Genomic DNA, 21,656 nt, shown 5'->3' on the forward strand with positions numbered 1-21,656 from the left:
TGAAACCTAATTGCAATCGTTTACTTTTGATTATGCTCATAGGTTTTTAAATCTTTACTTCTCGCTGTCATGAATGTGTCATATAAAGACTATAAAAAGGAGTTGCTGATGTGGATATGGCAAGAGCCAGGCCGTCAGCAAGTAAAAGCAAGAGAGCTTAAAATAAAGGAGGTCACAATGAGCGACCAATACCAAAACGATGAGAGCCTAGAGCTGCTAGATGCGCTTGAAATTGGCATTATCTTGTCGGAATACGTTGGCTCAGACAACGAAGCCGAATAGCGGAACACTCTCATCTCGTCGTAATTGACGTTATACTAGGTTCATGTCACACCAAGCCCTAGAGGCCAAAACTGGCGTCGAATGAACTTTCTAGCCCACCTGCATATCGCAGATCACAGTAACAGCCATTTATTGGGAAACTTGCTTGGAGACTTCGTAAAAGGAGATCCAAGCAAGCTGTATGATCGCGATATCTCAAATGGCATCAGATTACATAGATTTGTTGACCGTATTACTGACCATCATCCAATCGTCAACGAATGTAAGCCTCATTTCACTGGTATTGCGAGACGTTTTGCACCTATCGCTTTGGATATGTTTTGGGATCATTGCCTCGCAAAACACTGGAACGACTTTCATTCCGTGCCTCTCGAACACTTTGTCCAAACGGCATACGAGCGAGTAAACCGAGAGGTTCATGAACATTTGCCGCCACGTTTTTTGGTGCTCCACAGCAGAATGTGGCATGGCCGATGGCTTCAATCCTATCAAGATCTAGACAATATAGAATTTGCACTACATCGGATGTCGCAAAGAAGCCCTAGAATGGCAGACTTAACCACAACATTTAAAGTGATTGAAAGTGATTACACCGAATTAGAAGAGAAGTTCTCGTCACTTTATCGAGATGTTTTGCGCCAGTCGTATGATTTTCAGCAACAGCTTAATGACTCAACTCAATGAGATAGAAAAGTAGTATGGCTTTAGGGGCTCTGGTAAACTCTGCGCTCCAAAAATAATGAGGTTACACATGTCTGTTAATTTTGCTGATTTAGGCATCGAACAAAAGCTAATCGAGACGCTAGGCAATCTAAATATCGTGACGCCAACACCAGTGCAAGAAAAGTCAATTCCACACGTCCTTGCAGGAAAAAACTTACTTGCTGCTGCACAAACTGGTACGGGAAAAACGGCTGCGTTTGGTTTACCTATCATACAAACCGTTCAGCAAAAGAAACTTAACGGCACACCTCAAGCATTGATTTTGGTTCCAACACGCGAGCTTGCACAGCAGGTATTTGATAATTTGAATCAGTACTCGGCAGAAACAGAACTTCGCATCGTGTGTGTTTATGGTGGTACAAGCATTGGCGTACAAAAGAGAAAGTTAGAAGAGGGTGCTGATATTTTGATTGCCACGCCAGGCCGCCTTTTGGATCACCTGTTTAATGGTAACGTAAACATCTCTAAAACCGGTATGCTCGTGTTAGACGAAGCCGACCGTATGTTAGATATGGGATTTTGGCCTGACTTGCAGCGCATCTTCCGACGTTTGCCTGCTGAGAAACAGATCCTATTGTTCTCTGCGACATTTGAGAAGCGAATCAAAACTATTGCGTATAAACTCATGGAATCGCCAGTTGAAGTCGAAGTTTCACCAGCAAATACGACTGCTGAAACGGTAACACAAATGGTTTATCCAGTGGATAAAAAACGGAAACGTGAATTGCTAGCGTACTTAATTGGCTCGCGGAATTGGCAGCAAGTGCTTGTATTTACAAAAACGAAGCAAGGCAGTGATGAGTTAGCGAAAGAGCTCAAGTTAGATGGCATCAAAGCGGTTTCTATCAACGGTGATAAATCACAGGGTGCCCGCCAAAGAGCTTTGGATGAATTTAAACAAGGTAAGGTACGTGCTTTGATTGCAACCGATGTGGCAGCACGAGGGTTAGATATTCAAGAGCTAGAACAAGTCGTGAACTTTGATATGCCATTCAAAGCAGAAGATTATGTCCATCGAATTGGCCGCACTGGAAGAGCTGGAAAGTCAGGTTTGGCGGTTTCTCTGATGAGTAGAGATGAGGAGTACTTGTTGCAAGCTATCGAGAATCTGCTTGATCAACGCTTACCCCAAGAATGGCTGGCAGGTTTCGAACCAAGTCTTGTAGAAGAAGTTGAGCCTGAACAAAATGGGCGTCGTCGTAGTCGTTCATCTGAGAAGCGTAAGCTAAAAGCAAAATTGGCGATTCATAAGAATCGTGGTAAATCACGTAGCTCTCGCTAAACCGCGCAAACTTTTGTTCTTACATAGTCAGGCTGTTTTTGCCTCTTCATAGACGTCTAACGTTTGGGGGATAGCAAGTAGGTACCCTTGATACATATCGAAACCGAGCTTTTTCATTAAGCGAAGTTGATGCTCGGTTTCAATTCCTTCGATAACGGTTTTAGAGCATAACGCTTTTGCGAGTGATAATGCATCGTTAAGCGCTTTAAAATCACCGTTTTCATACCTTAGCAATAAAGAGCGATCCATCTTGATTATATCTGGGCAAACGCTTCTCACTCGCTCAGTTGTCGATGCATTGACGCCATAATCGTCAATCGCTAATTTAAATCCTTCAAGACTTAACTCCCGAGCAGCTTGAGACAAAGAGAGTTCATCCTCCACCTTCAATTCAAGTAACTCCATGACGATTTGTTCATTCATCAAATGCGATTCATAAATGGTTTGTTTTAGCAGTCGGTTATAAGTGATGTCTTTGACTAGTATCTCTGCCGCTACCGGTAATACATTGAGAAACAATTGTTTTGTGTGAAAGCGAGACTGAGAGAAATTTTTGATATGGATTAGGCGACTTAAGCGTTCAACATTGAGCAAATCTTGAGTGGGAGTCGCTTTGGATTGGAAAAACTGATCTGGCCTAACCATGGTGCCATTGGCATTGCTAATTCTTACCAGTGCTTCAAGGCCAACGATGGAAATATCGTTCTTATATATGGGTTGAAAGACACTGCGGAGAGTGAAGTTCGCGTATTTCGCAATATACTGCCCGTCGGCTTCTTTCCGGATGCAACTAAGTAGTTGCGAGATGCTCATCATTGTTACCACAACCTAAATCAATGTCTCAACATCAGCGTTATCGCGCTAATTTTTCTATTTCATTGGCAATGAATCTAAGTGTGCTCATTAACTCAAGCAAGAACGATGGTAATGGATGGGTAGTTTTGTCGAGTGATATCAAACAAATTGATGAAATAATTGATAATCTCAGCACTTCAATTTGATGCTACCATTGCAGTACGGCATACAACTGCAAATATTTTCTGACTAACTGCTGTTTGTTCGAACGCCGTAAAGGATGCCCAAACTTAATGTAACAAGGGCTAATACCGAATCGAGTGTCCAAAGATTGCGTGAGTTGCGACTCGCTGGTGTACAGTGTGATTCCTTGTTCTGTGTATTCGTTGATCTGATCGGGTAGTTCACCCATCCACCAATGAAGTAATTCTCGGCTCGTTTTGCTGCGACTTATCCAATGATCGCAAACCAAAAAGAGTAGGTCATTAGGCTGTAAGGCATAGCCATATTCACTCTGCCATTCCGTAATTGATGAGAGTAAGTTTTCCCGGCAAGATTTTCCGGCACTGACCATATGGTGACTCAGAACCCAGACAGTGCCAATGTCGGATGAAATTCGATAGTGATGGGGAAGGTCTGGAGAATCCAACACTTCGATTGGCTTTATCACGCAGTTGTATCCAAAGTGACGAAAAGTATGTTCCATCCTTCTTGAAAACGCGAGACCAAGATGATGCTCACTCATGCCTTGGTTATGCACCGCAGGGTAATGCTTTTCACACAGCTTAAGACAGTCGTCTTGAAAATCATTAACACTTTGAATAACTAGGTCGAGTAGCAAAGAATATCCCTTAATAATTACAAAACGAACTGCAAAAGGTTAGCATAGTCTTTTGAGAATAGACTAATTTACTTCGGCAACTTCTTGATCTAAACACCAAATTTCTCACAAATGACCGTGTCTAATCTTTAATAGAACAACACGAAAGAAGCAGAAGTTGAACAAAAATTTGAAAGGGAAAAAATGATAAAGCTAGAACGCGCACAAAAAGAGGCGTTGGCCACCGCCATTCAAGATTACATGCAAGACGAGCTAGATGTTGAAATTGGCCAGTTCGATAGTGAGTTTCTAATTGATTTTATTACAGAAAAACTAGGACCAATTTATTATAACAAGGGTGTTGAAGATGCTAAGTTACTGGTTGAACGCAGAATGTTAGAAGTTTCCGAAGAGCTGTATGAGATAGAACAAGAAATTAAGCTGTAAGTTTCAGTTTTACAAACGATTTAAAGTTCCTTCAAAAAATTCGAACAACTTGATAGATACGGTACCATTGGCTGGATGTAAATGATGGTAAATAATCTGTTTCATATGACGTAAATAGGTTAATGTAGTGTTTCTTGCTCAGCATTAACTTAGGAATATATCTAGGAACTTGAGATGGATACACTGGTAAAGAATTACAACCTTACTGCACGCGTGATGCATTGGTTATCAGCGCTGTGCATTATTGGTCTATTTGCAGTGGGTTTGTGGATGGTCGACCTTAGCTATTACAGCGAATGGTATCGAACTGCGCCGCATTACCATCGCTCTGTCGGTATTTTACTCGCTATTTTAACTTTGGCACGCATTGTATGGAAACATGTGACGGCGTCACCAAAGGTAGAAGGCAAACGTTACGAAGTGCTTGCTGCTAAAGCAGCGCATGGTGTCATGTACCTATTATTGGTCACCATCTTTGTTTCAGGTTACCTCATTTCAACGTCTGATGGACGCGGCATCGAAGTGTTTAATTGGTTCACCGTGCCAGGAGCGGGAGAGTTATTCCCAGGCCAATCAGATATTGCAGGTGAGATTCACTTCTATGCAGCTTGGGCAGTCATCCTGATTGCAGGTTTACATGCTATTGCTGCACTAAAACACCACTTTATCGATAAAGACAACACATTAAGAAAAATGTTAGGAGCTTCAAAATGAAAAAGTCACTTTTCGCTACAGGATTAGCTATCGCTATGGCACTGCCATTTGGTGCGCAAGCTGCAGATTATGTCATCGATACCAAAGGTGCTCACGCTTCAATCAACTTTAAAGTTAGCCACTTGGGTTACAGTTTCATCAAAGGTCGTTTCAATACATTTTCTGGTGACTTTTCTTTTGATGAAAACAACATTGCTGACTCAAAAGTAAATGTTGTTGTTGATACAACCAGCCTAGATTCAAACCATGCTGAACGTGACAAACACATTCGTAGTGGTGACTTCATCGATGCTGGTAAATACAGTGAAGCAACCTTTACGAGCACAAAAGTGGTTGATAAAGGCAATGGCAAACTAGATGTAACTGGTGATCTAACGCTACACGGTGTTACTAAGCCTATTACTATTGAGGCTGAATTCGTTGGTGCTGGCAGTGACCCATGGGGCGGCGAGCGCGCTGGCTTTGTTGGCAACACTCGCCTAGAGCTTGCTGACTTTGACATCCCAGTAATGGGTGCTTCAAGCTACGTCGATATGGAACTTCATATCGAAGGTATTAAGAAGTAATTAGTTCCTTTTAGATACACTAAAAGCGCTCTTCACTTGAAGAGCGCTTTTTTATTATCTTAATCACATCACTAACATCGATAAACCAGTCAGTGATAGCGATTGAAAGCCAATAGACGTTGTAAATGTTTAGCGAATTACGCTGTTTCTAACTCGCTTTTTTCCACTAGGTTTAAACGCTCACCAAAAATCGGGCGTAGTGCTTTTAATACTTCAGTACGAGTAACCACCCCGACCATCTGCCCATTATCAAGCACAGGAAGCACTTGTGGCTTACTTACTTTGATACTTTTAGCGCGTTCTTCGAGAGACAAAGACGTCAAGCGAGTGGCAATACCCATACTGCTCGCTGGGTACAACTGCTCTTTATCGATACATAGGAATTCCACAACATCAACGAGGCGATCACCAGCGTCAATTGCGACCACATCTCGGCTCATGATGTCGACGACTTTTTGGTCTTTCACCGGAATGTAGTCCTCACACCATAGTTCTACCATCACATCGTGAGCAGAGAAGAAGCCAACTAATCGATTTTGTACGTCTACAACAGGTGCGCTAGTTACGTTGTTATCAAGTAACACATCCAGCGCGGCTGCAATTGGCGTTTCTGCACGAATGGTGACTGGTTTTTGGTTCATAATGTCTTTAACAAAAGAGGCATTTTTCATGGTGAAATCCTTAACTGACGACAGTGTTGTAGTTGTAGTGATAGAAGAAATATTCGCTGCTTTTAGTTCTGGTCGGCGAAAAATACACCAGTTTGAAAGGCCAACTAATACCGCTCCGCCGACGATGTTGCCAAGCGTGACAGGAATTAAGTTAGCGGTAATAAAGTGGCTAATGTTTAGGTCTGTGTATTGTGACGCGGGCACACCGACAGATGCCCAAAAAGATTCAGGTGCAAAATTCGCGATAACAATACCAAGTGGAACCATAAACATGTTCGCAACACAGTGCTCAAAACCGCTGCTGACAAACATTGCCACAGGCAAAATTGTCATTGCTGCTTTTGTCATTGCATTTGCAGAACTAAATGTCAGCCAAATCGCTAGGCAGACCAACAGGTTACAGAGAATACCGAGTGCAAACGCTTGAATGAGAGTGTGGTGAAGTTTGTGTTGTGCGATGTTAAGCGCATTTAATCCCCATTGACCGCCATCCATCTGATAAAGACCAGCAGCAGTAACCAGCGCAAGTAGGAACATCGCACCAATAAAGTTACCAACGTAAACTTTGCCCCAGATCGAAAGCATCTTACCGAACGATATTTGCTTATTGGCCCAAGAAATACTGGATAGGACGGAGCTGGTAAATAATTCACCACCGCAGATCACTATGAGGATCAATCCCATGCTAAATGCGAGTCCACCAGCTAGGCGGCTCAAGCCCCAACCAGCGCCCGTACTACCGGTGGTCACTGTGATGTAAAACAAGAATGCTAACCCGATGAACGCGCCGGCCATAATGGCGAGGCTTAATGTCATACTGCTGGTTTTGTTTGCCTTACTTAACGCAAATTTTTCCGCTTCAACCATCATCTCTTTTGGAGAAAAATACTGGTGATTTTGAGAACTGGTCACCGCCATATTGACTCCTTAATTTGTAATCGCATAAAAAATCCTTGGTTATTAACTCAAAAATGAAATTGTTGTTTTTATTAAGAGCCTCAATGACTTCGGTTTCAAAACCATTGAGGCTTGCGGTGTTCCCGAACCGCGTACTCAGAATAGGGAGAACGGTTAGTAAGGTAAAATTGATAATATTTAGAAACCTCATCAAATTAATTGATAACTTTACGGGGCTAGGTAAAATGAACTCTATTGCTTATTGGGGCATGCTTTAACAATTGTGGGGATTGGGAAATACCCACTAATAATGGAGGACACTTTGCGCTACTCACTTAAGCAATTAGCGGTTTTCGACGCAGTTGCAGATACCGGCAGTGTAAGCCAAGCCGCAGAAAAATTGGCTTTAACACAATCAGCGACGAGTATGTCGCTTGCGCAATTAGAGAAGATGCTTGGCAGGCCGTTGTTTGAGAGGCAAGGCAAGCAAATGGCGTTAACCCATTGGGGGATGTGGTTACGACCAAAAGCAAAACGCTTGCTACAAGATGCATTGCAGATTGAAATGGGCTTCTATGAGCAACATTTATTGAGTGGTGAGATTCGTATGGGAGCGAGTCAAACCCCAGCAGAGCACTTAGTTCCCGACCTTATCAGTATCATTGATAATGACTTTCCAGAAATGCGTATTTCCCTCGGTGTACAAAGTACAAAAGGGGTGATTGATGGGGTATTAGATTACAAGTATGACTTAGGGATTATTGAAGGGCGCTGTGATGATAACCGTTTACACCAAGAAGTATGGTGTCGTGATCATCTTACTGTTGTCGCAGCTTCTCATCATCCTTTTGCGCGTAATCAGTCTGTTAGCCTTGCGCAGTTAGAGCAAGCGAAGTGGGTACTAAGAGAGCATGGCTCTGGCACACGAAAAACATTTGATAGTTCCATTCACCACCTTATTGAAGATTTGGATGTGTGGCGCGAGTATGAACACGTTCCGGTGTTACGTAGTTTAGTTGCTAATGGTCAGTACCTTACTTGCTTACCGTATTTAGATGTAGAGCGATATATAGAAGCAGGTCATCTTGTGGCATTAAATGTACCTGAGTTAAAAATGGAAAGGACGCTTTCATTTATATGGCGCTCAGATATGGCAGAAAACCCATTAGTCGACTGCATTAAAAGAGAGGGACTGCGAATGATGAAAGGGAAGCCTTCAGTTCTTTAAAGGTTGATTAAACATGCCTACGAGATGAGTTGGGTTTATTCCCTAAATCTGTTGATTTATCGGTTGCGTCAAACTTTTAATGTAAATTGTGAAAATAATAATATCTTATTGTGATCAATATCACCGATAAGCTGAGCTGATGTATCTAACATGTGTCCTTGATTTCAATGTATGAAGGCAGTTATTGAACCATATAGGTACGATAATAGCCGAGCAGGTATGACTACCATGACGACACTTTTAGCTATTTCTATCACTACTGGAATTTTATCTGGCGTATGGGGTTGGATCGCCATCTCTTTAGGTTTGCTTTCTTGGGCTGGTTTTTTAGGTTGCACGAGCTACTTTGCAGCGCCAACGAGCGGATTGAAAGGACTAGGCATCAGCTTAATCACCAATATGACAGGCGTATTCTGGGCAATGGTAATTATTCACGGTTCCACTTACGTGGGGTTGGAAATTATTGGCTATGTGATTACCGCTATTGTGGCATTCTTTATGTGTATTCAAGCTAAACAGGCTTGGCTCGCGTACATCCCTGGTACTTTTATTGGTTCATGCGCAACATTTGCGGCTGACGGAAACTGGCAACTAGTCATTCCATCGTTGTTGCTAGGTGGTGTGTTTGGCTATCTAATGAAAGCGACAGGGCTATGGTTGCATACGAAATCAACCGCTACTTCTTCTTCGCTTGCTGAGCAAGCACAGTAGTGAACCCCCGATCTTATTGGTATCCACTGTGTATTGAGTTTTATCCCTCTCAATACCCTTAATCAAAATTAATGATGTTTGATACAAGCACACCAAATTGGTGTGCTTTTTTTGTATTACAAGACAATACGCTGAGTGTGAAATACGCCTAACTCATGTATTGCCGTTGGCCATGGTAACAACGCGTTTAAGTGTCCAGCGCAGAAGTACAGGAATACACTCCATGCCTTTCTCTTCACAATGAGAAACAATGGCCAAAGCTAAGTCCGGTTTTGCATGTTTTTTCAAAACACGATTTACGACTTTTTTAGCAGGGATAGGGTGGTCATGAGGAACTTTGATGATGTCCTTAAAGAAAAGTTCAAACCCATTGTTGTACAGAAAGTGCTCGATGTCTCGGTCGGGTAACTCCGTAAGTCGATGCCTTTCCTGATCATGGTCGAGCTGTGCTCGCACTGCATGCGCGTACTTTTTCCCTGCTGGGTCGCCATCGGTAACGACATGCCAATCAATACCAAACTCTTTTGCTACTTTGATGAGTGATTTTAGACCTGATTGAGCAAACTCAACGATTTGAACCCCTTCGGCAGCCAAGTCATACCCGCATTGACGAGCCAGTTCATGAAAAAGCCAAACTTCGGTTTCGCCCTCAACAAGTAACCAGCACCGCGCAAATAATGCTCCTGAACGATGAAAACGAATATGGAAACCAATTCGGCGCAACTCATCTCGACCAAACTTTGTTGAGTTTAAACTCTTAGCGATGGTTCTGTCTGATAGCCGAATTAAACGTCGAATTGAATACAGTGGAACAGAACCGAGTAACGTGCCACTGTTGGTGGTTAATATCTTTTGCATTGGCAACAATTGCAATAAGGACCACGCTCTCGCTAGATGAGTTGGATGCAGTCGACCTTCTGGATCTTCAATAATCAGTATTGGTCTCGCGCAGCGCCTTAAATCGGTGGGACCCTTAGCTTGAAGATAGGCATTGAGTAACCCCATTAAAAGCAAGCGGCTTTGTTTGTCATTGGTTTCTTTCAAGAACTGACTCAAACCTTTATCAGAGGAAGGGCTTGTATAGAAAAGACCATCGCGAGGTTTGCGTGGGTTACCTTTACTGACACTTCTGAACGCAAAATAGTGCTCAACAAGCGTTTGCATTGAGTCGAGACTACTACGAATCTCACCTTTATTTACATGGCCAGGCATAGCCAATAAGCGTCGACAGGTATTGTTGATTCGTTTTTCAATCCGAGCATTTTTACCATCGCCGTTGACATGGTTTAAATCTGGGAAGCGTCGGGAGTCACGTAGTCGGATTACAGGATGAAGTGTCATTAACTCAATAGCGAGTTTCTCTGAGTGGTGAAGTTTTTTGGGTTTGCCGTTATGACCCAAAAACGCGTACTCTGTATTAATGCCGTGCTCATCGCGAGACGCACTAATACGATAGTAAATGACTTGCTCACCATCTTCGTTGGTGCACCATGTAGGCTTTATGCGTCTGTAGCGTCCCGCTTTTACTTCGTTTTTATCCTGTGCTTTAAAACAAACAATGATCTGTAAGTGTTGTGTTTGTGGATGAGAAATTGAGTAGTCAACGTGAAAATCTTTCAGTTTGAATTGATACAATGAGCCATTGGCAGGTAATGCGATGGAAAGGGCATCGAGTAATGATGATTTGCCCCACGTGTTTTCACCGATAAGCGTGGTGAGTTCGTCAAAAGAGAGTGAAAGGCGTTTGATGCCTCTAAACCCGGAGATTTCGATGCGTTCTAGTCTCATCTCAATCCTCCTTGCAATTATTTGAATTATCGAGAGTTATTTTGCTACTCCTAAGCATATATGAATTCGAAATTTTTGAGTTAAGCTCAGTTCACAAAATTACGAGAGCCTCTTACTGAATAGAGACCGTTACAAGCGAGGCTTGCTTTCAAAGCCGGGGGACAGCATCGTGATCACTTAAACATGAAATCCTAAATCGCAGTTTCATAAAATTCATGATTCTGTCATGATTCACTTCTTATTATTATAAGGAATGAAAAAAGAGAAGATGAAGATGAATAACAATCATAAGCCAGTGAGAATCAAACTGGCACACATCAATGACACACATTCCTACTTTGAACCAACGTCATTACAGTTAAAGCTTAAGATAAACAATGAACTCACGCTAGAGCCTTATGTCAGTGCTGGCGGCTTTTCTCGTATTGCAACCCGAGTCGAGCAGTTAAGAGATGATGCTCAGCGCCAAGGTCACGGGATGTTGTTCCTCCATGCCGGAGATTGCTTCCAAGGCACGCTGTATTTCTCACTATTTAAAGGCAAAGCCAATGCCGACTTATTGAACGCATTAAAGATTGATGCAATGGCGTTAGGCAATCATGAATTAGATATGGGGAATGAGCCAGTTGCATTGTTTTGCCAACGTACTCAGTTCCCATTGCTTGCTGGCAACTGGGATTTATCCAATGAATCACTTAAAAAAACTCACCGTATCAGTGATTGCAAGGATGTATATAGTTACCAACCGGATACACAGAGCGCTCAATACATTGTTAAAGAATTCCATGGTGAGCGGGTCGCGATTTTCGGATTATCCATAGATAAAATGAGCGACATCGCAAACCCTGATGCAGACACGCCTTTTCACTCAGCAATTGAAACCGCCAAGGCGACCGTAAAACAAATCCATTCATCAGGTATAAAAAATATTATTCTTCTGAGCCACTTAGGTTATGAAGGTGATTTAGAGTTAGCTGAGAAAGTCGCAGGTATTGGTATAATTGTTGGTGGACACAGCCACCGGTTGCAAGGTGATTTTTTATCAATAGGGTTAGGACAAGACGATCCCTACGGTATCAAAATTAATGATACCTATGTGGTGCAAGCGGGTTTCCATGCTTTGACAATGGGGCACTGCGTCATTGAGTTTGATGAACACGGTAAAGCAACGATGTTGAGTGGACAAAATGAACTGTTGCTTGGTCGACGTATTTTTTGGGACTCGACGCTAAACCAACAGCTCGACCAAGGTGTATTCGAAACCGCGTGCGACTTCATCCATGGTCAACCGAATGTCGTGGTTTGTAAGAAACACCCGGAAACTCAAGCGATCCTGAGCGATAAATATATTCCTCAGGTCAGGCAGTTACAGTCACAAGTCATTGCTAGTGTTGACACCAAAAAGCGTCATGTGAGAATTCCCGATGAATTTGGTGAGAGTGAGTTGGCTTCCTCCGTTGCCCGATCATTTCTGCACTGTTTAAACAAACGTGGATATGACGTTCAATTTGCAATTCATAATGCGGGTGGCGTGCGAACCTCTTTGAACCCTGGCAACATCACAGTGGCAGACATTGCCGGACGGCTGTTGCCTTTTGCCGTTCCTATCGGCTTTTACGATGTAAAAGGCAGCGCTATTCGCCGTGCACTTGAAGGCGCGATAAATAATGCACTCAACAATGGCGTAGAAGGCACTGGATCTGGCAGTTATCCGTACACTTACAATTTAAACTTCGAGTATCACGCAGATGCCCCAAAAGGTGAAAGAGTTCAGTCATTAGTGATTTTTGATGGTAAACAATGGGTAGGTGTTCAAGATGATGTTTGGTATCGAGGAACTTCTTCTGCCTATACGATGAAAGGGAAAGAGGGGTACGACGCATTGCAGGAGATGAAAGGAGAAGGGCGTGTGACCAGTTTGTCCATGGCTGATTGTTTTATTGAACTCCTGACCGATGAGCCAAACTGTTTGAATCAAAGTCACAAACTTTACACAAAGCGACGTCGATAATAGATACTGGTATTGATTTTGCTGCTCTCCACTTACTACATGGGTTGATGAGGATGGCAGTATGTGGAATAAAGATTGGGCAGATACGGCAGTCGTGGTTGCCTGGATCGCAATTTGGTCAACACTGGTCTACTTTGTGCCTCTAAGCGGCTTTTGAATTGCTAAGAATGTGGATGCTACAAAAGGGAGCAGTAATGCTCCTTTTTTGTATCTATCTTCCCCGTTAGGGCTCTAACCAATGAAGAGTTTGTCTTGAGCCATTTGCTGCTTTTTGTCTGTTTACTAAAGTTCAGGTGGTTGAATCCACTTCTTTCTTTTTATAGTGCTTCCTGATTTTTGATAAGAATTTTATTTCGATAAGACAAGGCTTTTTTGTTGGAAAGCCTGACGCTCGGCGTTATTATGTCGGCGTTTGGGGAGTAGTTAGCGCAAGTTTACTTATCGTCATCTCGTTAAGCATCAGCTTATCCGGTAAGTAAAGGTGTTACGTGGTTCATTCACGTCAACACTTCAACGAGACCAACGCATTCATTGACTAGCAGCACATAATCGTTATGTGGCTGTTGGTTGTTATTGTCTGCGGAAGGTCACCAAACGAAGTCCTTCCGCCATGGGAGGAAATATGTCTCTTATCGAAAATACCACCCAATTGAGCCAATCGGTGCCTCTTCAAGAATCATTAGCGATGTATGGTGCTTTTGGTTTATTTACCCTTGTTCTTGTTACGCTTGATATCTATCAAACACGTGGTGGCGTTATCACGATGAAAAAAGCCATCGTTTGGAGTGTTTTTTGGTTCTTGCTTGCCTTTGTTTTTGCAGGTTCTATTTATTTATTCTGGGACTTTTACGCGCCACATAGCGCTTATACGAACGACAAAGCAACGATTTCATTCTTAACTGGTTACTTACTAGAGAAGTCGTTAAGCGTTGATAACTTGTTTGTGTTTGCCATCATCTTTGCACAATACAGTGTGCCGGAGCATTTGCGTCCGAGAGCATTGCTTTGGGGGGTGATAGGTGCGCTAGTTTTACGCGCTGTCATGATTGCGGTTGGTGCTCAGTTACTTGCACAGTATCACTGGGTATTGTACTTATTTGCTGCTTTCCTTATTTGGACAGGTGTTAAGCTAGCTCGCGACAAAGGCGAAGCAGAAGAAGTTAATCCATATCCGGAGCAGTTGATTCGAAAGGTATTGCCAGTTACAGATGACTACCAAGGAAATCACTTAATCTTAAAGCAAGCTGGTAAGTGGGTGGCAACACCGATGCTGATCGTTGTTGGTGTCATTGCAGTAATGGACGTTATGTTTGCGTTGGATTCTATACCAGCTATATTCGCGGTAACGCGAGAGCCATTTTTAGTCTTAGCCGCGAACGTATTTGCATTATTGGGTTTGCGATCGCTGTACTTTGTTCTTCAAGCAATGTTAGACAAGTTTGTATACTTAAAACCAGCATTATCAGTAATCATGATGTTTATCGGGGTAAAAATGCTATTGGTTGGAACAGAATATGAGATTCCGACAACATGGTCTCTCACATTTTTAGTTGTTGTGATGACATCGGCAGTGGTGGCATCACTCCTAAAAAATAAAGCGAAGCGTCAAACTAGCGTTAATATTACTAATCAAAAAATATAAAGTAAGCACTAAAATCAAAAGAAATAACGAAAAATATTGTTAAATACATGTTGTTTCTTAAGGGGCGATTATGCAGGTAATGTTCAGTTATTCAATGTAATTACAGCAATTGTGATTATTTATGCCGTTATTATTCATTTGTATTTTTGAGTTTTGTAATGAGTTTGTTTTATTAGAAATTCTAATTTGAATGGGTAAAATTTGTCATTTCTTAAATAATAAGAAACTGACTAATATACAACCAACTAAACAGACTACTGCTTTTAAAGAGAGGCAATCATGGCACAAGCAATGCAAATGACAAATGTAGCTTTACCAACCTCTATGGATAAGAAAACCTACGCGGTTAACTTCAAAGGACTGATTGCTCACTTACTGGACATTCTATTTGTAGATAACACTGCGCCACGCAGTTACTACGCAGAAGACTTGTCAGCACATATTCAAAAAGACATCGGTATGTACCGTTGATATTGAAATAGTGTAAGAAATACCGGCCTATGAGCCGGTATTTTTTTTATTTGTAAAACATGCCTACTCAACCTACGCCCTAGAAAAGAAACACTCTAGAGGAGGTAGACATGATAGTAGATTAAGTGTTGTATAGAAAAACGGGGCACCATTGGTGCCCCGTTTTGACATGACTGAAGTGCGATATTACTTCTTGCGGCAGTATTCTGCGATCACGTACATCGACTGACCACCATTTGCCTTACCCGAAACTAGCTTTGGATCATCGCCAAGGCTAATACCACGAATCACTGTACCTTGTTTGATTACTTGGTTAGTGCCTTTTACTGGTAGGTCTTTAATTACTGTTACATCGTCACCTTTCTTAAGTTCAGTGCCGTTACAGTCAACCGTTTTATCGTCAGCAGACATCCCTTTCATTGCCCAGTTCATTTGCTCTTCTTCCATGTACATCATGTCAAGAGCATCTTGAGCCCAGCTTTCTGTGTTTAGGCGAGTGAGTTGGCGCCATGCAGTCACTTGTACAGCAGGAACCTGGCTCCACATGCTTTCGTTTAGACAACGCCAGTGGTTAATGTCTTTTGGCTCATCGATCTCACCCAGACACTTATCACAAACCATGATGGCAGTATCAACCGTCACATTACCGTGAGGTGGGACAGCGTATGCAGTTAGTTGAGATTCAGAAGAACACAGTTCACATTTTGACTCGCAGCGCGCAAGCAGAGTAGCTTCAATAGACATAAGGACTCACCTTAGTAATGTTATTTTGTGGCGGTATTATCCACTTTATCCTGAGAAATAAAAGGGTGTTAGCGAATTAAAGACTAGATTTTACAATACTCCAACCTGATTAAGGTGAAGATGTAAAATATTCGCTAAATAAATAATACGGAAGTATAAAAGACACTATTGATTGTTTTGGCTTATGAATTGGTTGTGTCAATTTCTACAACGATTACAAGCCTAAAAGAAGTAAATGTAGAGAGAGGGTGGCTAGAACATAGCCCTCTAATTTACAGAGGGCCTGTCGTTAACGTTCGACAATCTGGACAATTTGCTCTTTTGAAATGCTCATTTCTTTACCATCCATGTCTTCATACTCGTACATACCCGTTTCCTCGTTCAGGTCTGGTTTACCGTAAGAGGTAATAATTTTCCCTTCATTTGTCGACATCAGATATTGGCTACTTCCGCATGCAGCAAGAAGTAATACAGTGGCAATAACAGTCAATATGCGCATAGAGTTTTCCTTTTAAACAAGTGAGTTAGGCAAAGACATCGATTTAACTATAGCAGAGGAAATATGAGTGGGTTTGAATACAATTGAAATGAAAAAGCCCAGTAGAAACTGGGCTTTGGTAGGAAGGGTGTTGCGATTACTTCAAAACAGAAGTGTTAGTGACAGCTGTTAGTGTGTCATCCATCAAGAAGTCAGTGTTTTCCATCTGCATCTCTACATGATGATCAATATCAGACAGAGTGCCATTTGGCGAAGCAAAAGTACTGTGCGATGCAGTAGCATTAAACTGTACAAAGCTCGCAGTTGCATTCACATCAGTGTCCGTACTGTTCACAGTCTTCAACCCTAGCTTATTAGCAAGCGGTTCAGTACCCGCGAATGGTGCATTTGGAACGCTGTTTGGTACTGTGCTATCGCCATCCACTTCTGTCATAAAGAATGGTGTCGTTAGCGAACCAGATGCCACTAAATCTGAAGCGTTTGTGAACGGATCGACAGTGTCTAGTGTAGTCTGTGCTGCATAGATAAATTGTGAGAAACCTGCTTCTAGCGCTGCTACTTGAGCTTCCGTTGCCGCAGCCTCAAATGCTTCGTAACATGTTTTATCTTCTAGATCCGCACATGATGCATCAGCATAATTCGCATAGTCTTTTGATGCTGCATAAGCGAGGTTATGTTTGATCTGAGGGCCGTAATTGTCTGAACCCAGTAACAAATTACCAATTTGTCCACCAGAGTTCTGTACTGATGCAGAACTAAAGGTGTACAGCGCATCCGCAGTAGGGCTGCCCAATGTATTGTTTGCTGCTGCGACGGCAGATGTAGCTACAATACCGCCAAGTGAATGACCTAGCATTTTGACTTTTGAACCCGTCATTGGGTTGAAGCCTTGCAGAGGACCTCCAGCTAAAAGACCGCCTTGAGCAGATACTACCAAGCTAGCGCGCAAACCTAACACATCCAGAACACTTTGACGTAGGTTGTCACGCGCAACGGCTAAGTTGGAAAGATTTAGATAAGCCAGTACATTCGCATTTGCGGAACGTTGTTCATCTAAGCTGCGCGTACCATGAATAGGTAAGTCAATAGCGATAACTGCCACACCTGCTTTTACCATATTGAACGCGAACGCGTACGCATTCTCTTTCGCTGAGGTGATGCCGTGTTGATAAATCACAACGTCTGTCGCGACGCCAGATTTAGGTGTGAAGACCAGTACTTCGACATCTTCAACCGATTTCACTACGGGAACAGGCGAGTAGCGAGTAATGATACGCTCACTATCAAGCTGGGTACCATCGGTAAGAGTAAGCTTAGCTCCAACAAGTTTTAGCTGCTCTGTAGGATCTGTAGCAAGCTTTGTCACATCAACAGGATCATTTGCAAAAACGCCTGTTGATAGCTGCTGAACCATGTTTGCTTGCTCGTTCGGATCCGCTAATGCTGCGCTTAGCTTCGCTAGGCTTGGCATCGCAGATACCATTGGTTGCATGTTCCAGCTTGCGCCTTTTTCCAGGTAATGAGGCAGTCTTACCACACCTTGTGTCACGCTTACATCGGCACCTGATTGCATGTAAAGGCCTTTAATTGCCGTTTTAGCTGCGTCTAGATCGCTAATGTATTTACTAAAGTCATCGTCAGAGTCTAGCGCAGTGCTAAAGTCTTGGGTTTCACCGAGCGTTATTGTGTAGGCCGTTGATAAGTCAACTGAACCTTCGTTTGAGTCATTTTTGTAAACGGTATTTAGTGTGTTTGCGCCGGTAGAAAAACCAGTAGCGGTTACTCCTTTGACTGCCGCTAACGTATCACCTACAGACTGGGTACTGAACCATGAGGAGTAAACGATGTCGTTAGGGTTTACTTTGGCGATACCAAAAATGCCTTCAACCGCCTGAGTGACTGCTTGAACAGAAGCAAGGTCGCCAGTTTCATAAACGATTTCTTTCGATTTACCAGTCGCATAACTTGCTGATGTACCAATTGGCTCACCATTCACGTCAGTAACATCTTGTGTTACTGCAAAAATGTACTCGCTTGACTCATCAAGCGCAGCCAAGAACTGGATATATAGAGAGTTGCCTTTTGCTTGAACAACGTAGTCTTGGTTCTGAACGAGAACGTCTTCGATTGGGTTAGATTTACCGTCCCACTCGGTTAAGCGTTGGTTAATCTTGATGACTTTAACACCAGACGACAGCATGCCCGTTGCAAAACCGTCGCCGTTGAAGTTAAGAACGATTGGCATAGACGTTGACCATCCATCCATCGTATTCATCGAGGCTCTAGGGTTGGTTAAAGCATCATCGCCATCAGTTGGCAGACCAAGCGTACCATCGCTTGTGTCCATTAATAAGTAAGACGGTGCCGGTACATCTGCGTTCGCTCCTTGAAGCGTAAAACTGATGGATGTTTCGCGATCAAGCAATGCTTGCACTTCATCTTCAAATTGAACTTTGTCGGAAGTACCAGAGCTGGAGGTATCATCACCACAACCAGCAAGAAGGATTGCAGAACAAAGCATTGATAATTTAAACGTGTGTTTCATTGGTTTACTCCGTAATCCCATTATTTGAAGGTGTAGTTCATCTGTACCGCGCTGATGTAAGCAGTACCTTCTGAGTCAAACTTAATCTCTTCACCCAGAGCATTTGTCTCAGTGAAAGAGCCTGATTTACTCTTAACAAGTGCAAAGCCTGCATCGAAAGTTAAATTCTCACTCATTGCGTAAGTTAGGCCCGCGCTGTACCAAAAACGGTCACTGTCAGGGATACTCAATGTCGCTTCACCTGCTTGTTCGTCGTACGCAAAGCCTGCACGGAATGTCCAGTCTGTATTAAGTATGTAAGTTGCACCAATGGAGTAGCGATTGTTGTCTTCATATTTCTCAGGTTTAAAGAAACATACTCCGTCATTACATTCGTTACTGGTCGCTTTTAGTTCTTTAAATGTGCTCCAGTCGGTTTGTTGCCAGCCGTAATGTACAGCCCATTGTTCATTCAATTGATGGAAAGCCGATAATTCGATAATTGAAGGAAGAGAGATTTTTAAACGGCCATCCACTTTTGGTGATGAAGCTCGACCAGAGTCGTAACTACTAAACTCACCGTCATCAAAATCTAGATCAACCTTAGAGCGGTAGCCAAAGCCAAAACGGTTGTTTTCATTTAGCTCAAATAAAGCGCCGACATTCCAACCCCAAGCGAAAGTTTCGCCTTCCATGCCGACAAGGTTATCGGACTTATTACCACCTAAAATACCGGCGAGTGCGCCTTTGTGACGAGTCAGCTCTGCTTCAGCGTATACGAGGTTGATACCACCACCGACACTGAAAGACTCGTTGATACGGTAAGCGACATTAGGGTTGATGTTTACTGAAAGTAGGGAAGTGTCACCCGCCATATCACCTGCGGAAATATCATTTGGATAGTCGGTAGCAACACCGTATGTTGTGAACATACCGATACCCCAAGCCCAGTTATCATTGATAGGGCTGATGTAATAACCTGCTGGCACGATCTGTAAAGGGGCGACATCTTTCGCGTGTTCATTGTTTACAGTGTCGTACACATCGACTTCAGGGTCGATGATAGATAACGCGCCCGAAAATTGAGCTTCTTTGAAAAGTGTCATTGCTGCAGGGTTACGAGCAAGGACGCTGGCATTATCTGCGACAGCCCCTTCACCTGAAAATGCTCGACCAAGACCAGATGCCGAATGTTCAGCTACCTGGAAGCCCGCTGAGTGGGCATTACACGCAAACAATATTGAAATTGTAAGCAGAGAGCAGTGCTTCTTGTTCATCCTTGACCCTCCTAGGGTGTCATAATGCTGGACCGAAGTCCTTGTAATTGTTGTGTGGTACTTACACCAATTGTTAATACGCGAAATACAACGGTGATGTAAATGTAATGTTAATTGTATGTTTAATAACTTGTCAAAGTTTGAGCGTATTTTGCGTTTTAAATATGATGCATAGGTCAAACGATGGCTTGTAAGGGCATGTATTATCGTTATATTTTTGAAGGAAATGGTACGACCAGAATTGTTTTGCGAGCTTTATAGTTAAATAACGATCAAATCAAGAGATAGCTCGCTTTGCTGTTTCTTCACTTCACAGGCATAATTCGCGCTCGCTATGTAGTTATTCAATAGACGCAATAGGAGCCGCATTGGAATTACTGAATGTTGAATTTTTAGGTCGTTCGCTAAGGCTCGAAGGATCGATGGCTGGGTGGCAGCAGTTATATTGGGATAATACGTTGGTGTCTCAAATCGATGCCAGTGACAATACCGCAGAGACTTGTCTACACCAGTTTAGGCTCTCTGCGGGTGAGGAAATCCTGAACTGTCATTTAGAGTGTTCTTTAACATGGCAACCGTTTGAATTGAGTTACAAGGTCACAATTAACGGTGAGCTCGTCAACGAAGGTTGTCGAAATGAAAAAGACATCGAGCGCCAAGTGCCAGAAGTTACGCCACCATCCGAAAAGCGTTTAAGTATAATAGGTCTCGTATCTCTTGGGATGAAAGCACTTAAAAGTGCGAAAGTTATTAAAGTGGCGTTAGCGTCTGCAAGTCTCGCTGCATATTCTTGGCTATTTTCCATCGAGTTCGCGCTAGCGTTGATCGCTTGCTTGGTTTTCCATGAATATGGTCACATTAGAGCGATGAAGTATTTTGGAATGAAGACCAAAGGGATCTATTTGATTCCATTCCTAGGTGGTTTGGCGCTAAGTGACGAAAAGATAAACACGCGCTGGCAGGATGTGGTTATCTCAATCATGGGACCATTTTTCGGTTTAGTACTTAGTATTGTTTTTACTTTGCTTTATTGGATGACTGGTGAGGTGATCTTCGCTGGGCTTGCTGTGTTTAACGCCTTGCTAAACCTATTTAATCTGCTGCCTATTTTACCATTAGATGGTGGCCATGTGCTCAAAAGTATTACCTTCTCAATGAATACTTGGGTCGGGTTAGTTGGCAGTATTGCGACCGCTTTATTAGGCATTTTTATCAGTTACTATTTCGGTCTGACGTTGCTAGGGTTTTTATTGTTAATGGGAATGTTGGAAGTGGTGATGGAATGGAGAGCTCGACATCAAAGCCATTTATTGCCATTAACCCGTTATGGGCAACTATTTTCACTTGCTTGGTACTTGGTCTCTGTCGGAGGTTTTGTTTCTATCATCTGGTATTTTGCCACTCTCGGAGATAGTTTGTTAAGTTTGCCGCTACAGATATTGGGCACTTGATTAGAATCATTAAAAAGCTCCCTAGGGAGCTTTTTTATTTTCAGCCCTAAACCACCTACTTCAGTAGGTGGTTATCATCCGTTTCGGCTTTGCCTGTAAAACTACTCATGCTA

20 protein-coding genes are annotated in these 21,656 nt (G+C 42.7%); 12 read left to right on the forward strand and 8 right to left on the reverse strand.

Going from position 1 to position 21,656, the window contains the following annotated elements; translation table 11 throughout:
- Nucleotides 1-108: 108 nt before the first annotated feature.
- The 3 genes from R7P64_RS17625 (at nucleotide 109) to R7P64_RS17635 (ending at nucleotide 2,287) form a co-directional block, all read left to right on the forward strand.
- A complete protein-coding gene (locus tag R7P64_RS17625; protein ID WP_017820948.1) occupies nucleotides 109-282 on the forward strand; it encodes a hypothetical protein in 174 nt (57 codons plus the stop codon).
- Nucleotides 283-363: 81 nt separating this feature from the next.
- Nucleotides 364-966 (forward strand): ACP phosphodiesterase, encoded by a 603-nt coding sequence (locus R7P64_RS17630; RefSeq protein WP_085569047.1) that lies wholly within the window; start codon nucleotides 364-366, stop codon nucleotides 964-966.
- Between the two features lie 67 nt (nucleotides 967-1,033).
- Complete coding sequence (locus R7P64_RS17635) at nucleotides 1,034-2,287, forward strand: DEAD/DEAH box helicase (protein ID WP_031781393.1); 1,254 nt, start codon at nucleotides 1,034-1,036, stop codon at nucleotides 2,285-2,287.
- 27 nt (nucleotides 2,288-2,314) lie between these two features.
- On the opposite strand, the gene R7P64_RS17640 is transcribed toward R7P64_RS17635, so the two are convergent.
- Nucleotides 2,315-3,103: an EAL domain-containing protein gene (locus R7P64_RS17640; protein ID WP_042520834.1), complete on the reverse strand. Its 789-nt coding sequence runs from the start codon at nucleotides 3,101-3,103 to the stop codon at nucleotides 2,315-2,317.
- A 187-nt stretch (nucleotides 3,104-3,290) separates the two neighbouring features.
- Entirely contained in the window at nucleotides 3,291-3,923 is a 633-nt protein-coding gene (locus R7P64_RS17645; RefSeq protein ID WP_005376385.1) for a hypothetical protein, read from the reverse strand.
- Nucleotides 3,924-4,106: 183 nt separating this feature from the next.
- Here R7P64_RS17645 and R7P64_RS17650 point away from each other — a divergent pair, with 183 nt between their 5' ends.
- From R7P64_RS17650 to R7P64_RS17660, 3 genes are all read left to right on the forward strand, one after another.
- Nucleotides 4,107-4,349, forward strand: coding sequence for a DUF2164 domain-containing protein (locus R7P64_RS17650; protein WP_042520836.1), 243 nt, complete (start codon nucleotides 4,107-4,109; stop codon nucleotides 4,347-4,349).
- A 174-nt stretch (nucleotides 4,350-4,523) separates the two neighbouring features.
- Nucleotides 4,524-5,063: a cytochrome b gene (locus R7P64_RS17655; protein ID WP_005390157.1), complete on the forward strand. Its 540-nt coding sequence runs from the start codon at nucleotides 4,524-4,526 to the stop codon at nucleotides 5,061-5,063.
- A complete protein-coding gene (locus tag R7P64_RS17660) occupies nucleotides 5,060-5,629 on the forward strand; it encodes a YceI family protein (RefSeq protein ID WP_017634178.1) in 570 nt (189 codons plus the stop codon). Before R7P64_RS17655 ends, R7P64_RS17660 begins: the two co-directional genes overlap by 4 nt.
- Nucleotides 5,630-5,766: 137 nt before the next feature.
- Here R7P64_RS17660 and focA read toward each other — a convergent pair whose 3' ends face one another.
- Nucleotides 5,767-7,218, reverse strand: a complete 1,452-nt coding sequence (gene focA, locus R7P64_RS17665) for a formate transporter FocA (protein WP_318123766.1) — start codon at nucleotides 7,216-7,218, stop codon at nucleotides 5,767-5,769.
- A 301-nt stretch (nucleotides 7,219-7,519) separates the two neighbouring features.
- Here focA and R7P64_RS17670 point away from each other — a divergent pair, with 301 nt between their 5' ends.
- Both R7P64_RS17670 and R7P64_RS17675 read left to right on the forward strand, forming a co-directional pair.
- Complete coding sequence (locus tag R7P64_RS17670) at nucleotides 7,520-8,425, forward strand: LysR substrate-binding domain-containing protein (protein WP_005376369.1); 906 nt, start codon at nucleotides 7,520-7,522, stop codon at nucleotides 8,423-8,425.
- A gap of 228 nt (nucleotides 8,426-8,653) precedes the next feature.
- A complete protein-coding gene (locus R7P64_RS17675; RefSeq protein WP_017634175.1) occupies nucleotides 8,654-9,136 on the forward strand; it encodes a DUF1097 domain-containing protein in 483 nt (160 codons plus the stop codon).
- A 153-nt stretch (nucleotides 9,137-9,289) separates the two neighbouring features.
- On the opposite strand, the gene R7P64_RS17680 is transcribed toward R7P64_RS17675, so the two are convergent.
- Entirely contained in the window at nucleotides 9,290-10,924 is a 1,635-nt protein-coding gene (locus tag R7P64_RS17680; RefSeq protein ID WP_042520844.1) for an ATP-dependent endonuclease, read from the reverse strand.
- A 268-nt stretch (nucleotides 10,925-11,192) separates the two neighbouring features.
- Here R7P64_RS17680 and R7P64_RS17685 point away from each other — a divergent pair, with 268 nt between their 5' ends.
- The 3 genes from R7P64_RS17685 to R7P64_RS17695 all read left to right on the forward strand — a co-directional run bounded on the left by R7P64_RS17685 (nucleotide 11,193) and on the right by R7P64_RS17695 (nucleotide 15,048).
- On the forward strand, nucleotides 11,193-12,935 hold the full coding sequence (locus tag R7P64_RS17685) for a bifunctional UDP-sugar hydrolase/5'-nucleotidase (protein ID WP_318123769.1): 1,743 nt from the start codon (nucleotides 11,193-11,195) through the stop codon (nucleotides 12,933-12,935).
- Nucleotides 12,936-13,557: 622 nt separating this feature from the next.
- Nucleotides 13,558-14,577: a TerC/Alx family metal homeostasis membrane protein gene (locus R7P64_RS17690; protein WP_064354768.1), complete on the forward strand. Its 1,020-nt coding sequence runs from the start codon at nucleotides 13,558-13,560 to the stop codon at nucleotides 14,575-14,577.
- 279 nt (nucleotides 14,578-14,856) lie between these two features.
- Nucleotides 14,857-15,048, forward strand: a complete 192-nt coding sequence (locus R7P64_RS17695; protein WP_005376351.1) for a hypothetical protein — start codon at nucleotides 14,857-14,859, stop codon at nucleotides 15,046-15,048.
- A 186-nt stretch (nucleotides 15,049-15,234) separates the two neighbouring features.
- Here the strand turns inward: R7P64_RS17695 and R7P64_RS17700 are convergent, their stop codons facing one another.
- The 4 genes from R7P64_RS17700 to R7P64_RS17715 form a co-directional block, all read right to left on the reverse strand.
- The gene (locus tag R7P64_RS17700) at nucleotides 15,235-15,792 is read right to left on the reverse strand and encodes a PhnA domain-containing protein (protein WP_005376350.1); all 558 of its coding nucleotides are present in this window, start codon (nucleotides 15,790-15,792) and stop codon (nucleotides 15,235-15,237) included.
- Between the two features lie 289 nt (nucleotides 15,793-16,081).
- A complete protein-coding gene (locus R7P64_RS17705; RefSeq protein ID WP_225466259.1) occupies nucleotides 16,082-16,291 on the reverse strand; it encodes a YgdI/YgdR family lipoprotein in 210 nt (69 codons plus the stop codon).
- A 136-nt stretch (nucleotides 16,292-16,427) separates the two neighbouring features.
- Nucleotides 16,428-18,836 (reverse strand): VolA/Pla-1 family phospholipase, encoded by a 2,409-nt coding sequence (locus R7P64_RS17710; RefSeq protein WP_318123771.1) that lies wholly within the window; start codon nucleotides 18,834-18,836, stop codon nucleotides 16,428-16,430.
- A gap of 20 nt (nucleotides 18,837-18,856) precedes the next feature.
- On the reverse strand, nucleotides 18,857-20,092 hold the full coding sequence (locus R7P64_RS17715; RefSeq protein ID WP_005376347.1) for an outer membrane protein transport protein: 1,236 nt from the start codon (nucleotides 20,090-20,092) through the stop codon (nucleotides 18,857-18,859).
- A gap of 422 nt (nucleotides 20,093-20,514) precedes the next feature.
- On the opposite strand from R7P64_RS17715, the gene R7P64_RS17720 reads away from it, so the two are divergent.
- A complete protein-coding gene (locus tag R7P64_RS17720; protein ID WP_047103591.1) occupies nucleotides 20,515-21,543 on the forward strand; it encodes a site-2 protease family protein in 1,029 nt (342 codons plus the stop codon).
- The last annotated feature ends 113 nt before the right edge of the window (nucleotides 21,544-21,656 follow it).

This window comes from Vibrio sp. 2304 (assembly GCF_033339475.1).
In the GTDB taxonomy this organism is placed as follows: domain Bacteria; phylum Pseudomonadota; class Gammaproteobacteria; order Enterobacterales; family Vibrionaceae; genus Vibrio; species Vibrio alginolyticus.

What these genes read in the sequence shown, in the direction of transcription:
- R7P64_RS17635 (WP_031781393.1), top strand. Translation starts at nt 1,034, where the DNA reads ATGTCTGTTAATTTTGCTGATTTAGGCATCGAACAAAAGCTAATCGAG.
- R7P64_RS17710 (WP_318123771.1), bottom strand. Translation starts at nt 18,836, where the DNA reads ATGAAACACACGTTTAAATTATCAATGCTTTGTTCTGCAATCCTTCTT.
- R7P64_RS17625 (WP_017820948.1), top strand. Translation starts at nt 109, where the DNA reads ATGTGGATATGGCAAGAGCCAGGCCGTCAGCAAGTAAAAGCAAGAGAG.
- R7P64_RS17630 (WP_085569047.1), top strand. Translation starts at nt 364, where the DNA reads ATGAACTTTCTAGCCCACCTGCATATCGCAGATCACAGTAACAGCCAT.
- R7P64_RS17660 (WP_017634178.1), top strand. Translation starts at nt 5,060, where the DNA reads ATGAAAAAGTCACTTTTCGCTACAGGATTAGCTATCGCTATGGCACTG.
- R7P64_RS17675 (WP_017634175.1), top strand. Translation starts at nt 8,654, where the DNA reads ATGACGACACTTTTAGCTATTTCTATCACTACTGGAATTTTATCTGGC.
- R7P64_RS17695 (WP_005376351.1), top strand. Translation starts at nt 14,857, where the DNA reads ATGGCACAAGCAATGCAAATGACAAATGTAGCTTTACCAACCTCTATG.
- R7P64_RS17680 (WP_042520844.1), bottom strand. Translation starts at nt 10,924, where the DNA reads ATGAGACTAGAACGCATCGAAATCTCCGGGTTTAGAGGCATCAAACGC.
- R7P64_RS17700 (WP_005376350.1), bottom strand. Translation starts at nt 15,792, where the DNA reads ATGTCTATTGAAGCTACTCTGCTTGCGCGCTGCGAGTCAAAATGTGAA.
- R7P64_RS17655 (WP_005390157.1), top strand. Translation starts at nt 4,524, where the DNA reads ATGGATACACTGGTAAAGAATTACAACCTTACTGCACGCGTGATGCAT.
- R7P64_RS17690 (WP_064354768.1), top strand. Translation starts at nt 13,558, where the DNA reads ATGTCTCTTATCGAAAATACCACCCAATTGAGCCAATCGGTGCCTCTT.
- R7P64_RS17715 (WP_005376347.1), bottom strand. Translation starts at nt 20,092, where the DNA reads ATGAACAAGAAGCACTGCTCTCTGCTTACAATTTCAATATTGTTTGCG.
- focA (WP_318123766.1), bottom strand. Translation starts at nt 7,218, where the DNA reads ATGGCGGTGACCAGTTCTCAAAATCACCAGTATTTTTCTCCAAAAGAG.
- R7P64_RS17650 (WP_042520836.1), top strand. Translation starts at nt 4,107, where the DNA reads ATGATAAAGCTAGAACGCGCACAAAAAGAGGCGTTGGCCACCGCCATT.
- R7P64_RS17685 (WP_318123769.1), top strand. Translation starts at nt 11,193, where the DNA reads ATGAAGATGAATAACAATCATAAGCCAGTGAGAATCAAACTGGCACAC.
- R7P64_RS17720 (WP_047103591.1), top strand. Translation starts at nt 20,515, where the DNA reads ATGGCTGGGTGGCAGCAGTTATATTGGGATAATACGTTGGTGTCTCAA.
- R7P64_RS17705 (WP_225466259.1), bottom strand. Translation starts at nt 16,291, where the DNA reads ATGCGCATATTGACTGTTATTGCCACTGTATTACTTCTTGCTGCATGC.
- R7P64_RS17640 (WP_042520834.1), bottom strand. Translation starts at nt 3,103, where the DNA reads ATGATGAGCATCTCGCAACTACTTAGTTGCATCCGGAAAGAAGCCGAC.